Annotated in this window: 10 protein-coding genes and 1 pseudogene; 8 read left to right on the top strand and 3 right to left on the bottom strand. The window is 72.2% G+C overall.

Annotated elements, in window-relative coordinates:
- From ACTWQE_RS26385 to ACTWQE_RS26375, 3 genes and pseudogenes are all read right to left on the bottom strand, one after another.
- Positions 1-194: pseudogene (locus ACTWQE_RS26385) on the bottom strand (hypothetical protein); the annotation flags it as partial.
- Positions 191-1207: an ABC transporter permease gene (locus ACTWQE_RS26380; protein WP_443331550.1), complete on the bottom strand. Its 1017-nt coding sequence runs from the start codon at positions 1205-1207 to the stop codon at positions 191-193. The gene ACTWQE_RS26380 and the pseudogene ACTWQE_RS26385, both read right to left, overlap by 4 nt.
- Complete coding sequence (locus tag ACTWQE_RS26375) at positions 1192-2742, bottom strand: ABC transporter substrate-binding protein (RefSeq protein ID WP_443331549.1); 1551 nt, start codon at positions 2740-2742, stop codon at positions 1192-1194. Before ACTWQE_RS26375 ends, ACTWQE_RS26380 begins: the two co-directional genes overlap by 16 nt.
- Before the next feature lie 307 nt (positions 2743-3049).
- Between ACTWQE_RS26375 and ACTWQE_RS26370 the strand changes: the two genes are divergently transcribed.
- The 8 genes from ACTWQE_RS26370 to ACTWQE_RS26335 all read left to right on the top strand — a co-directional run bounded on the left by ACTWQE_RS26370 (position 3050) and on the right by ACTWQE_RS26335 (position 12737).
- On the top strand, positions 3050-4036 hold the full coding sequence (locus tag ACTWQE_RS26370) for a TauD/TfdA family dioxygenase (protein WP_443331548.1): 987 nt from the start codon (positions 3050-3052) through the stop codon (positions 4034-4036).
- A 27-nt stretch (positions 4037-4063) separates the two neighbouring features.
- Entirely contained in the window at positions 4064-5053 is a 990-nt protein-coding gene (locus ACTWQE_RS26365; RefSeq protein WP_443331547.1) for an ornithine cyclodeaminase family protein, read from the top strand.
- A complete protein-coding gene (locus ACTWQE_RS26360) occupies positions 5044-6396 on the top strand; it encodes an alanine racemase (RefSeq protein ID WP_443331546.1) in 1353 nt (450 codons plus the stop codon). The genes ACTWQE_RS26365 and ACTWQE_RS26360 overlap by 10 nt, the downstream gene beginning before the upstream one ends.
- Before the next feature lie 17 nt (positions 6397-6413).
- Positions 6414-7457 (top strand): cysteine synthase family protein, encoded by a 1044-nt coding sequence (locus ACTWQE_RS26355; RefSeq protein ID WP_443331544.1) that lies wholly within the window; start codon positions 6414-6416, stop codon positions 7455-7457.
- A gap of 5 nt (positions 7458-7462) precedes the next feature.
- On the top strand, positions 7463-8857 hold the full coding sequence (locus tag ACTWQE_RS26350; protein WP_443331543.1) for an MATE family efflux transporter: 1395 nt from the start codon (positions 7463-7465) through the stop codon (positions 8855-8857).
- A gap of 607 nt (positions 8858-9464) precedes the next feature.
- Entirely contained in the window at positions 9465-10580 is a 1116-nt protein-coding gene (locus ACTWQE_RS26345; RefSeq protein WP_443331542.1) for a winged helix DNA-binding domain-containing protein, read from the top strand.
- Between the two features lie 255 nt (positions 10581-10835).
- Complete coding sequence (locus ACTWQE_RS26340; protein WP_443331541.1) at positions 10836-12371, top strand: ATP-dependent DNA ligase; 1536 nt, start codon at positions 10836-10838, stop codon at positions 12369-12371.
- 102 nt (positions 12372-12473) lie between these two features.
- The gene (locus tag ACTWQE_RS26335; RefSeq protein WP_443331551.1) at positions 12474-12737 is read left to right on the top strand and encodes a GlsB/YeaQ/YmgE family stress response membrane protein; all 264 of its coding nucleotides are present in this window, start codon (positions 12474-12476) and stop codon (positions 12735-12737) included.
- The last annotated feature ends 136 nt before the right edge of the window (positions 12738-12873 follow it).

Raw genomic sequence — 12873 nt, 5'->3', positions numbered from 1 at the left:
GTGGGCGGCGCGCCTGCGGCGCGGGGTGTGCCGGACCCCGCCGCGGACGAGGTCGCGGCGGGGTCCGGACATCTGGATATCCGGCCGGGCACGGTGCTGCTCTCCGCGGCCACGGGCCCGTCCGTGGTCTTCTCGGCGGCCGGGCCCGCTCCGGCCGTTCCGCCCCGCTCCGCTCCCGACCGCCGTGACGTCATATCCGGCCTCCGGCCGCTCGGGCCCGCACCAGGTCGGCGAGCAGCAGTACGCAGGTGATCACCGCGCCGGTCACCATCACCACGCCCGCGATGACCGGGGTGTCCCGGTCGGCCACGGCGCCGGCCAGGACGGCCCCCACGCCCGGGTAGTTGACGAACGTCTCCACCACCCCGGCTCCGCCCAGCAGCATGCCGGTCGATGTGGCCAGGCCCGTCGCGATGGCCGGGAGGGCACCGGGCAGCAGGTGGTGGCCGAGGACACGGCGCGGGGGGAGCCCGTCGAGGACGGCCGTTTCGACGTGCGGCGCCTTCGCCTCGTCGGCGAGAGCCGCCCGTACGATCCGGGTGTTCCAGCCGATCTGGGGGATCGCCAGGGCGAGCACCGGCAGGACCAGCATCTCCCCGGAGGCGGGCGTTCCATCGGCGCCCGCGGTGGTGACGGCGGGCAGCAGGTCCATCCACAGCGCGAGGACCAGCACCAGTGCGACCGCGACCACGAACTCCGGCAGCGCGAGGACGGCGGTGGCGGTGGCCGAGACGGTACGGTCCACCGCACGCCCCGGGCGCAGCGCGGCCCAGCAGCCCAGCCCCAGCGACACGACGACCGTGACCAGCAGTGCGAGCCCGCCCAGCAGCAGCGTGTTGGGGAACGGACCGGACAGCAGATCCCCTACCCGCTCGCCCCGCGCCGACATCCCGAGGTCACCCGTCGGCAGGGCGGTCATCCAGTCGAGGAAGCGCTCGGTCACCGGGCGGTCCAGGCCGAGGAGTTCGCGCCGCCGAGCGGTGTCGGCAGCGGTCTCTCCGCGCTCGGAGGTGGCGTCGGCCGCGTCACCCGGCAGCAGTTCGACGGCGACGAAGACCAGCGCGAGCAGCGCGGCGAGCAGCAGCGCCCGGCGCGCCAGCAGTCCGCCGAGCCGCAGCGCGGGTCCGGCGAGACGGAGACCGGCCGCGGGGGAGGCGGGCCGTATCCCGTCCCCCACGGCCTCGTCCGCGCTCAGCGGTCCAGCCATGTCCGCTCGAGCTGGACCCGCCCGTAACCGGGCAGCTCGGGCAGATCGCGGACCGTGGGCGCGGCGAGGTCGATGCCGTCGGCCATGCCCCAGAGGAGATAGCCGGAGCGCTCGTGCTCGATCTCCTGGAACTCGTGCAGGACTTTCGCCCGCTCGCTCGCATCGGCGGTCTGCACGGCCTTCTTGTACGCCGCGTCGAACTCCTTGTCGTGCCAGTCGGCTTCGTTCTGGGCGGACTCGGAGTACATGGTCTTGCTGGCGAAGAAGACCACGGAGTCGTTGGTGCCCCAGTAGGACGTGTAGAGATCGCCCTTGAGCCAGGTCTTGTCCCAGAAGGCCGCGGACTCCTGCTTGACGACCTTGACCTTCACCCCGGCCTCGCGCACCTGTGTGGCGAAGAGCGTGGCCGACTCGGCGAGCCCGGGGATGTCCTCCGTGGTGTGCAGGACATACGTCTTGGAGAGGTCGAAGTCGGCCGCCTTGAGGAGCCGCTTCGCCTTGGCGAGGTCCCGGGTGCGCTGCGGCAGGTCCTTGGCGTACGCGGGGTCGCCGGTGCCCATCACATCGTTGGCGACCCTGCCGTATCCGCTGAGGACCTGCTTGACCATGGCCTTCCGGTCGACCGAGAGGCGCAGTGCCTCACGCACCCGGGGGTCGGCGAAGGGCCCGTCGGCGGTGCGCATGACGATCGGCATCGCCATGTCGTCGGGGCGGCGCACGACCTTGACGTCCTTGCGGGACTCGGCGGTGCGGGCCGCGACGGGGCCGACGTTGGACGCCAGGTCGATCTGCCCGGCGAGCAGGGCACTCGCCATGGCCTGCGGGCTCTCGAACATCTTCACCTCGATCGCGTCGAGGTAGACCCGGCCGCCGAACCAGTCGTCGTTGCGGACGAGCCGCGCGTTGCCGCCGCGGTACCAGTCGAGCTTGAAGGGGCCGGTGCCCGGGGCCTTCGCCAGCTCCTTCTCCTTCGTGCCCTTCTTGAGGACGAAGGTGGTGAGGCGCGTGAGCTGCGGGAGTTCGGCGTTGGCGTAGTCGGAGACCAGAACGACCGTGTTCTTGCCCTCCGCCGTGATGTTCTCGGCCTTGATACCCGGGAGACGGGAGGCGCCGGAGGGCGTGCCGCGCAGACGGCGCAGCGACCACACCACGTCCTCGGCGGTGACGGGGGTGCCGTCGTGGAACTTCGCCGACTCGGCGATGGTGAACCGCCAGGTCTTCAGGTCCTTGTCGGCTTTCCAGCTCTTGGCCAGCCGGGCGACGGTATTGGTCTTCGCCCCGGGGACGGTGAGGGTGTCGTAGATCAGGCTGATGACGAGATAGTCGCTCTCGTTGGACTGAGTACCGTGCGGGTCGCGGGTGATGGCGTTCGCACGGCCCAGCGCTCCGACGCGGAGCGTGCCGCCGGAGCGGGGCGTGCCGGAGCCCTTGCCGGACGAACCGGCGTCCGAGTCGCCGCCCCCGCAAGCGGTGATCAGCGCGGCCGCGCCGATCCCGCCACCGGCCCACAGTATCTGCCGTCTCGTCAGGTCCACTCCGGCCTCGCTTCATCCATGTTGCACTTTCATTTACTCAGGGTTGCCTACCCTAATGAGGCACGAACATGCAAGGGCCGAAACCGACAACGGCCGTTCTGTGCCGCCTTGCTGACACACGAGAGGTTCGACATGATTCACTTTAGGTAAGCCTTGCCTTAGTGGCGCACCGTTGATACGTTCTGGCCCGTCGTTGCCCCCACGCCGCATGGATCAACTCCCTTCTTGGCGCGCCCGCGTCCCCGCAGGCGCACTTCGCCATGCCCGCGTGCGGTCGAACCCCCGAAAGAAACGGATGGATGCACACATGGATACGGGAGCCGCACCCGTACGTCTGCTGGATGCCGACTCCGCCTCGGAGCTGACCCGGACCGCCGAAGCACTCCTCGCGGAGTGCGGCTCCGCCACAGCACCCTCGCTGCTCGAACGTATTCCCGCGTCCGCCGCCGCGCTCAGCGAACGCATCCACCATCTCTGCCGGCCCGTCGACACCCCGGACGGCGTCTACGTCCTGCGCGGCCTGACCGTGGACGACAGCGCGGTCGGCCCCACCCCGGGACACTGGTCCACCGCGGGCGAGGCCGGTGCGGTCTGGGACGTCACGCTCCTGCTGCTGGCCACGGTGATGGGCCGTCCGATCGCCTGGGAGGGCCAGCAGGACGGCCGTTTCGTCCACAACATCGTCCCCTCACCCGGTCACGAGCAGGAGCAGACGGGGGCGAGCAGCACCGTCCTCCTCAGCCCGCACACGGAGGACGCCTTCCATCCCGGCCGGGCCCATCTGCTGATGCTCGGCTGCATGCGCAACCACGACAACATCGCGACCACGGCGGCCAGCGTGCGCAGGACCGCGCTCTCCGCCGAGGACATCGCGCTGCTCTCCCGCCCCGAGCTGCCGATCCTTCCGGACGACTCCTACGAGGAGGCGCAGGCGAGCACCGAAGAGCCCCCGCAGGTCCCCACCCTGTGGGAGTCCGAGGACGGCCTCACCATGCGCTTCGACCCCGCATACACCCCGGTGGACCGGGCACCGGCCGAGTACCGCGCCGCCTACGCCCGGCTGGAGGACGAACTGGCCCGGGTCTCCGTGGCGGTGAGCCTGTCGCCGGGCGATGTCCTCGTCGTCGACAACGACGTGGTGGTGCACGGCCGGGTGCCCTTCCGCGCCCGTTACGACGGGACCGACCGCTGGCTCAAGCGCGCCTCGGTCCGCGTACCGGACCGCCGCACCCGCCCGGCCGGAGAGCGGAACGAGCACGGCTACGGCCAGGCTGCCATCGTCGCTCCCGTCTGACCGCCGTTCCCACCCGAGGAGTTCCCCGTGGAGCACACCGACCGCGCCCTGCGCGTCCTCAGCACGAGCGACATCGCCGGCCTGGAGATAGGACTGACCGACGTCGTCTCCGTGGTCGAGCAGGCGTACCGCGCCCTCGCCGACGGCTCGTCGGTCACCCCGCCCAAACTCACCGTCAAACCCGATGACGGCCGGTCCGTCTCCTACGCCATGCTCGGCCGGGACGGCGCCCGCGAGGTCGTGGCCGTCAAGACCTCCTACAAGCACGGTCTGAAGCTCGACCGCGACCGGCAGCACTACTACACGGCACTCACGCTCTACGACGACACCACCGGCCTGCCGATCGCGATGATGGACTGCGGGCGGATCGGATCGCTGCGTACGCCCGCCGTCTCCGCTCTGCTCGCCCGCGAGTGCGCCGCACCCGGTGCCCGCACCGCACTGGTCGTCGGCACGGGCACCCAGGGCCGGCTGGCACTGCCGTTCCTGCTGACCACCCTGCCCGACCTGGACCGGCTGCTCCTCTCCGGCACCCACCCCGACGGCATCCGGGCCGTACGGGAGCAACTTGCCGTCCACTTCCCCGACCGCGAGCCGGAGCTCGTCACCGATCTGCGGGCCGCGGCCGCCGAAGCCGACGTCGTGGTCGCCACGGCCGGTCCCGCGACCCCCGCCGCGATCGAGGGCGACTGGCTGAAGCCGGGAGCGCTCTCCATCCTGGTCGGACACGGCATCCAGCCGTCCACCCTGCACCGGGCCGACCGAGTGATCGCCACCAGCGCCGCGCAGATGGCCGTCACCGGCACCGACATGGCCGACGCGGACGGCAACTTCCCCGATGTGGACGCGGAGTTCCCGGCCGTGATCGCCGGACGTGCCCGGGGCCGCCTCGACCCCGCCGAGCGGATCTTCGCCTACAACAGCGGTCTCGTCGTCACGGACATCGCCCTCGGCCACCGCTTCGCCGAGCTCGCCATCGCGCAGGGGCTGGGCACGGAGGTGCCGCTGTGGCAGTGACGGAAACGCCCCTCTCGCTGCCCGCGCACCATGACCCCCGGACGAGCGAACTCCAGGAGGGGGATCTGCTGCACGAGCTGTCGTACGCCTTCGGCGGGCCGTTCCACTTCCTGCTGCCCGACCGCTTCGACGCCAACACGGCCGCCTTCACCGCCGCCCTCGACGAGACCGGCACCGAGGGGCACGTGTACTACGCGAAGAAGGCGAACAAGGCCGCCGCCTGGATCGAGCGCTGCGCGGTCTCGGGGACCGGCGTGGACGTGGCCAGCGCCGGCGAGCTGCGGGAGGCCCTCGGCCATGGCGTGCGCGGTGAGAACATCGTCGTCACCGGGCCCGCCAAATCGGACGAGCTGCTGCGCACCGCCGTCCTCCAGGGTGCCCTGATCGCCGTCGACGCCCCCGACGAGCTGGAGCGCGTCATCGCCCACGCGGCTGCGCTGCGCCCGGCCCGGCTGCTCCTGCGCCGACTTCCCCCGGCGCAGGGACACAGCCGTTTCGGCTTCGACGACCGTGAGCTGGACGCGGCACTCCTGCGCTGCCAGGAGGCCCGCGGCACCGTGCACATGGAGGGCTTCAGCTTTCATCTGTCCGGGTACGCCGTCCAGCCGCGCGCCGATCTCGCCGGACAGCTGGTCGGCCTCTGCCTCCGCGCCCGTACGCTCGGCCTCCGGGCGGACCGCATCAGCATCGGCGGGGGCTTCGCGGTGGACTACGTCTCCGCGGAGGACTGGGACCGCTTCACCCGTGAGCAGCGCGCCGAGCACTACCACGCGGACAGGACCTTCCCGGACTTCTACCCCTACCACTCCCCCACCGCCGGGGCCGACGCCCTGCGCGCCGTCCTGGCCGCCACCCCGGCCGGAGAGGGCTCCTCGCTCGCCGGGCTGCTGCGCGAGGCCGGGGTCGCGCTGCTGCTGGAGCCCGGCCGGGCCCTGCTGGACGGGGCCGGCTCGACGGTCTTCCGCGTGCAGGGCGTCAAGGCGCGGGCGTACGGGATCGTGACCGTGGACGGCACCAGCCTCAGCCTGAGCGAACAGTGGTTCAACAGCGAGTTCCTGCCGGACCCGGTGCTCGTGCCACGCACACGCCCCGCCGCGGGAGGCCCGTTCCCCGCGTGCGTGGGCGGCGCCAGCTGTCTGGAATCGGACATGCTCACCTGGCGCAAAGTGGCCTTCCCCGCACGGCCCGCGATCGGCGATCTCCTCGTCTATCCCAACACCGCGGGCTACCAGATGGACTCCAACGAGTCCCCGTTCCACGAACTGCCCCTGCCACCGAAGATCGTGATCGAGCGCGGCGGCGAGCGCCCGCGCTGGCGTCTCGACCGGCACCCGTCCCCCTGACCCCACCGGGAATCCTCATGACAGCCACCCCTGAACAGGGCGCACTCATACGGCCTGCGGTCGTCAGCCGAGTATCCGACCTCATCGGGTACACCCCGCTCTTCGAGCTGTGCCGCACCGGGACCGGCAGCCGGCTGCTGCTGAAACTGGAGATGTACAACCCCACCGGCACCGCCAAGATCCGGATGGCCCGGCAGATGGTCCTCGACGCCGAGGAGCGCGGCGAACTGCGCCCCGGCGGCCGCATCATCGAGTCGACCTCCGGCAACACCGGCCTGGGCCTGGCCGTGATCGCCGCGGAGCGCGGCTACACCTTCACCGCCGTCGTCGACAACCACGCCTGCGCCGACAAGCTGCGCGGTATGAAGGCCCTCGGCACGGAACTCGTGTACGTCGTGGACGACGGCACCGAGGAACTCGCCACCGCCGCCCGGGAGGAGCTGGCGGAGCGGATGGCGAAGGACGCCGACAACGCCGTCTTCACCGAACAGCACAACAACCCGGCCAACGCCGTCGGCTACTACCCCGTCGCCCATGAGCTCGACCAGGCCCTCGACGGCCGGATCGATGTACTCGTCGGAGCCGTCGGCACCGGCGGCGGGCTCTGCGGGACCGTACGGGAGCTGCGGAAGACCGTCCCCGGCGTGACCACGGTCGGGGTCGAACCCAAGGGGTCCATCGCCTTCGGCGGGCCCGCCCACGACTACTACCAGTCCGGCACCGGAACCCCCGAAGGCGCCGAGATCGGCGCGCTCGTCGACTTCGACCTCATCGACGAGGGCGTGAAGGTCGGGGACATCGAGGCCTTCGCCACCGCCCGGGTGGTGGCCGCCCGCACCGGGCTGCTGATCGGCGGCTCCGCGGGCGGCGTCGTGTACGAGGCGCTGACCCGGCTGTCCTCCGTGCCCCCCGGCACGACTATGGTCGCTCTGGTCAACGACGGCGGAGAGAAGTATCTGGACACCGTCTTCGACGACGACTGGATGGCCCGGCGCAACCTGATCGACACCGCTGTCGAGCGCGAGGTCGACGAGATGCTCACCAAACTCCGCGGGAACTGACACCGATGCCGACACCCAAGCCGACGCCGACGCCCCTGGCCACGCTCCGCCGCGACAGCCGCGAACTCGCCGCCCTCGCCGTACCCCTCGCCCTCACCCAGCTCGCCCAGGTCGCCCTGACCACCACGGACACCGTGATGATGGGGCTGCTCGGGGTCGAGGCGCTGGCGGCCGGCGGACTGGCGATGGTGATCTTCAATCAGCTGCGGACCATGGGCGTGGGCCTGGTCACCGCGGTCGGCAACCAGGTCGCGGCGGCCTCCGCGCGCAAGGGCGCCGACGGGGACGAAAACCGGGCCGAGGTCCGGGAACTCGTCCGGGCCGCGATGGCCCTCGCCACCCTGGCGGGCGCCGCGGGCGCCGTCCTGATGGTGCTGATCGGCGAGGCCGTGGCCCTCCTCGGCCAGGACCCCGTCGTCATCGAGCGGATGCGTCCGGTGCTCCTCGCGCTCGCGCCAGGCCTGATCCCCTGCCTGTGGTTCCAGGCGATACGCCAGTTCACCGTCGGTATGCGACGCCCGCAGGCCCTGCTGCGCATCACGCTCGGCTCGGTGGTCCTCAACGCCAGTCTCAACTGGGCCCTCATCCACGGCCTGTGGATACTCCCCGAGCTCGGCCTGCCCGGGATCGGCGTCTCCACCTCCACGGTCTACCTCCTGTCCTTCCTGGCGCTGTACGCCTCCGCCCGGCGCGATCCCGGACTGGCGCCGATGCTCACCCTCCGCATCTGGTCCACCCGGCCGGCCACCTTCCGCAAGCTGCTGGGCCTGGGCACCCCGATCGCCGCCACCTACGGCTCCGAGGCGGGCTTCTTCTCGGTCGTCGCCCTCCTCGTCGGCAGCTTCGGCAGCGCGGCCCTCGCCGCCCACACCGCCGTCAACCAGCTCGTCTACATCGTCTTCCAGGTGTCGGTGGGCCTCTCGCACGCCGCGTCCCTCGGGGTGAGCCGCGAACTCGCCCAGGGCCGTACCGACACCGCCCGCCGGATCGCCCGTACGGCCCTGATCTGCGGCGCGGGTGTGATGAGCGTGGTCGCGGCCGTCTACGTCGCGGCTCCCGAACTCGTCCTGCGGCCCTTCCTCGACGGCGACGGCACCGCCTTGGAGATCGGTACCGGACTGCTGCTGGTCGCGGCCGTCATGCAGTACATGGACTGCGCGCAGAACATCGGCGTCGGGCTGCTGCGCGGCCTCGACGACACCAAGAGCGGCTTCCGGATCACTCTCGTCGGCTACTGGCTGGTGGGTCTGCCCGCGGCCTGGCTGCTCGGCAGCGGCGCCGGGCTGGACACTCTGGGCACCTGGTTCGGCCTGTTCACGGGGCTGACCGCCACGGCCGTCCTGCTGCTGCGCCGCTTCTCCCGCTCCCTTCAGGAACCGGCCGCCGTACCGGCCGTCTAAGTGCTGTGACCGGGAAGGTTTGCCGGGAAGCTCGCGGCGTCCGGTGCGGTGCATCGCAAGGCGGAGGGTCGCCCTCGTACTGGGGTCCCCCATGCCGAAGGCCAGGGGAGTACTCGGGCGACTCCGACAACGTGAGCGTGGGGGCACTCCCCCAGCCTTCGGCCGGGGGAGGTAGCTGGGGGAGTGCCGTGCCGGGCGTCGCGAGCCGGTGAACCTTCCCGGTCACAGCACGAAGGTCCGCGGCCGCAGCCGCCTGGACTCTGCGATGCCAGGCGCCTGCGGACCGCGGTTCCGGCTTCCTGAACGCTGTGCCGACCGCCTGCGGTTCACGGGCCCCGGCCGCCCGGGGCCTGCGGGTTCCGGCCGCGCGGGGTCTCCGCGCTCCCGCCGCACGGGGGGTCTGCGGGTTCCGGCCGCCCGGGTCTGCCTTTCCAGTCGCCTGCGGTCTGCCGGTTGGCGGACGCCCGGGGTCTGCGAGTTCCGGCCGCCCGAGGCCTGCGGACTCCGGCCGCCCCGGGCCTCTGTCCGACCGGTGCGGCAGACTGCCGGTACGGGGCGCGGGCGCGGGCACGCGCGCGTACCGGCGGCGTACGGGAGATGATCCGCGGTGAAGGTGACCCATGACCAGGTGCTCGCCTGGCGGCTCCGGCAGCAGAGCCTCACGCCCCGTACGGCCTCGACGGTCGAGCAGCTCGTGGGACGGCTGGCCGGAGTGCAGGCCCAGGTCGCCTCGGCGGCCGAACTGGCCCTGGCCACGCGTCGGCGCAAGCCCGGAGCGGGGGCGGTGGAGAAGGCCCTCGCGGCCCGCACGGTGGTGAGGACCTGGGCGATGCGAGGCACGCTGCACCTGCTCGTACCGGAGCAGATGGCCGCGTTCCAGTCGCTGCTGGCGGCGGCCCGGACCTGGGAGAAGCCCGCCTGGCAGCGCGCGTTCGGGGTGACGCCGCGGCAGATGACGGCGCTGGGCGACGCGGTCGAGGACATCCTCGGGGACCGGGCCCTCAACCGTCAGGAGCTGACCGACGCGGTCATCGCCCGCCCCGGCTTCGGTGAGCTGCGCCAACAGCTCACCTCCGGCTGGGGAACCGTCCTCAAGCCCCTGGCCTGGACCGGACGGCTGTGCCACGGACCGGGCCAGGGCGGCAGGGTCACCTTCGTCTCGCCCCGCTCGTACGTGCCCGGCTGGAGGGGGATTCCCGGCCCGGAGGAGGCGGCCCGCACCGCGATCCCCGCCTACCTGCGGGCCCACGGCCCGGCGACGGCGGAGACATTCGACGCCTGGCTGACGCGCGGCTTGTCCGGGAAGGCGGCGGTCCGCGCCTTCTTCGCCTCGCTCGGCGACCTCGTGACGAGCGTCGACGTCGATGGCCGGCCCGCATGGGTCCTCACGGAGAACGCCGGCGCCCTGGCCCGGACCAAGCCGTCGGAGGAGGTCCGTCTCCTCTCCGGCTTCGACCAGTACGTCCTGGGGCCCGGCACGGGCGACACCCGCGTCGTGCCGGCCGACCGCCGCAAGGCCGTCAGCCGCACGGCGGGCTGGATCTCACCCGTGGTGGTCCACCGGGGACGGGTGGCGGGGGTCTGGGAGTTCACGGACGACACCGTGGACGTCCAGCTCTTCGCGGAAAGCGATCCGGTTCCGACGACCGCCCTGGAGGCGGAGACGGCACACCTGGCGTTGTGCACGGGGCGATCCCGAACGCTGTCGGTGCGAATCATCTGACGGCCGCGCACGTGGTGCTGTGTGCGCCGTACCGCACTATCGGGGTCGGACCCCCCGTCGGACCCCACTGCGAGGCTCATGGCATGGGGAGCGATCAGCTGCCGCTCCCGCGAGCCACGCCGGAAAGGGAGATGCCCATGACCGGAGAGGCGACGGGTACCGGCGGCGGAGCCGGGAGTGGGAAGGGGCGCCGCGACCGCGGGCCGCGCAGGCGATCCGGCTGCGGATGCCGCTCGTCCGGGTGAGGATGAGTCCATGCTGCTGGCCGATATCGCCCGGACCTCGAGGGACGTCGCGGCCACCTCCGCCCGTACGGAGAAGGTCGCCCTGCTCGCCGAGCTGTTCCGGAAGGCGGAGCCCGCCGAGGCTCCGATCGTCATCACCTATCTCGCCGGACGGCTGCCGCAGCGGAAGATCGGCGTCGGCTGGAGCACGCTGCGCGAACCCGTGCCGCCCGCCGGGGAGCCCCGGCTCCCCGTGCTGGAGGTCCACGAGACGCTCAGCCGGATCGCCGCCGTGTCCGGCACGGGCGCGCAGGCGGAGCGGAAGCGTCTGGTGCGTGACCTGCTGTCCGCCTCCACCGGGGAGGAACAGCGCTTCCTCTTCGGGCTGATCAGCGGCGAGCTGCGGCAGGGCGCCCTGGACGCGCTCGCCGTCGAGGGGCTGTCGGCCGCCGCCGGCGCGTCACCCGCGGACGTACGGCGAGCAGTCATGCTCGGCGGCTCGCTCGGCGCCGTCGCGGAAGCGCTGCTCGAGCGCGGCCCCGGGGCGCTCGCCGACTTCCGTCTCGAAGTGGGCCGCCCCGTCCAGCCGATGCTCGCCCACACCGCCAAGGACGTCGACGAGGCGCTGGACAAACTCGGCCCCTGCGCGGTCGAGGAGAAGCTCGACGGCATCCGGATCCAGGTGCACCGGGACGGCGACAGCGTACGGATCTGGACCCGCACGCTGGACGAGATCACCGACCGGCTCCCCGAAGTCGTGGCCGCGGCCCGGGAGCTGGCAGCGGACCGGGCGGTCCTCGACGGCGAGGTCATCGCGCTGGACGAGGAGGGGCGGCCCCGACCCTTCCAGGAGACCGCGGGCCGCGTGGGCTCCCGGCTGGACGTCACGAGCGCTCAGGCGTCCCTGCCGCTCTCGCCGGTCTTCTTCGATCTGCTCTCCGTCGACGGGCGGGACCTCCTCGCGCTCTCCGCCGCCGAGCGCCATACGGAGCTGGCCCGGGTCGTCCCCGAACCGCTGCGCGTACGGCGCATGGTGGCCGGCGATCCGGCGGACGAGGACACCCGTGCCCGGGCGGGTGACTTCGCGGCCGAGACCCTGGCCCGCGGCCACGAGGGCGTCGTCGTCAAGGCCCTGGACTCCGCGTACAGCGCCGGCCGGCGCGGCGCGTCCTGGCGGAAGGTGAAGCCCGTGCACACGCTGGATCTCGTGGTCCTCGCCGCCGAGTGGGGCCACGGCCGGCGTACGGGGAAGTTGTCCAACCTCCATCTGGGCGCGCGGCGGCCCGACGGCAGCTTCGCGATGCTCGGCAAGACCTTCAAGGGACTGACGGACGCGCTGCTGACCTGGCAGACCGAGCGGCTGCGGGAGATCGCGGTCAGCGACGACGGCGGGGTGGTGACCGTCCGCCCCGAACTCGTCGTGGAGATCGCCTTCGACGGGGTGCAGCGGTCCACGCGCTACCCCGAGGGGGTGACCCTGCGGTTCGCCCGTGTGCTGCGCTACCGCGAGGACAAGACGCCCGCCGAGGCCGACACCGTCGACACGGTCCTCGCCCATCGCGTATAGCCCCTGGCCCCCCGCGGCCGACCACCGTGGCCGAGGCATCCAGCGGCCATGGCGGGGAAGACGGACCTTCAGAAGCACCGCTTCGAGGCCATGGAGGATCCCATGGAGATCTCAGGCATCATCAGCGCCATCGTCATCGGCATCGTCATCGGTGTCCTGGGCAGGCTCGTCGTCCCGGGACGGCAGCGCATCGGCGTTCTGTGGACGATTCTCGTCGGCATCGTCGCGGCGCTCATCGGCAGCGCCTTGGCGCAGGGCCTCGACGTGTCCGACACGGACGGCGTCGACTGGATCGAATGGCTCATCCAGATCGCCCTGGCGGCGGTCGGAGTCGGCGCCCTGGACCGGGCCAAGGCGCGCCGCTGAGCCCCGTCCGGGCGGTCCGTCGGAGAGCCGCCGTTGGCTCCGGAGGGCCGGGGACAGCCTGAAGCGGTCCCCGGCCCTCGCCCCGGGGCCCGGCCCTTCGGACGGAGCACCCGTCCGTACGCCCTTACGACCCCGG

The sequence above is a fragment of the Streptomyces sp. 8N706 genome, assembly GCF_052245415.1.
Lineage (GTDB): Bacteria > Actinomycetota > Actinomycetes > Streptomycetales > Streptomycetaceae > Streptomyces.
This window is presented reverse-complemented; position numbering and strand designations above follow the sequence as displayed.

Coding starts and splice junctions, on each gene's coding strand:
- ACTWQE_RS26380 (WP_443331550.1), bottom strand. CDS start 1,207: ATGGCTGGACCGCTGAGCGCGGACGAGGCCGTGGGGGACGGGATACGG.
- ACTWQE_RS26370 (WP_443331548.1), top strand. CDS start 3,050: ATGGATACGGGAGCCGCACCCGTACGTCTGCTGGATGCCGACTCCGCC.
- ACTWQE_RS26355 (WP_443331544.1), top strand. CDS start 6,414: ATGACAGCCACCCCTGAACAGGGCGCACTCATACGGCCTGCGGTCGTC.
- ACTWQE_RS26350 (WP_443331543.1), top strand. CDS start 7,463: ATGCCGACACCCAAGCCGACGCCGACGCCCCTGGCCACGCTCCGCCGC.
- ACTWQE_RS26340 (WP_443331541.1), top strand. CDS start 10,836: ATGCTGCTGGCCGATATCGCCCGGACCTCGAGGGACGTCGCGGCCACC.
- ACTWQE_RS26335 (WP_443331551.1), top strand. CDS start 12,474: ATGGAGATCTCAGGCATCATCAGCGCCATCGTCATCGGCATCGTCATC.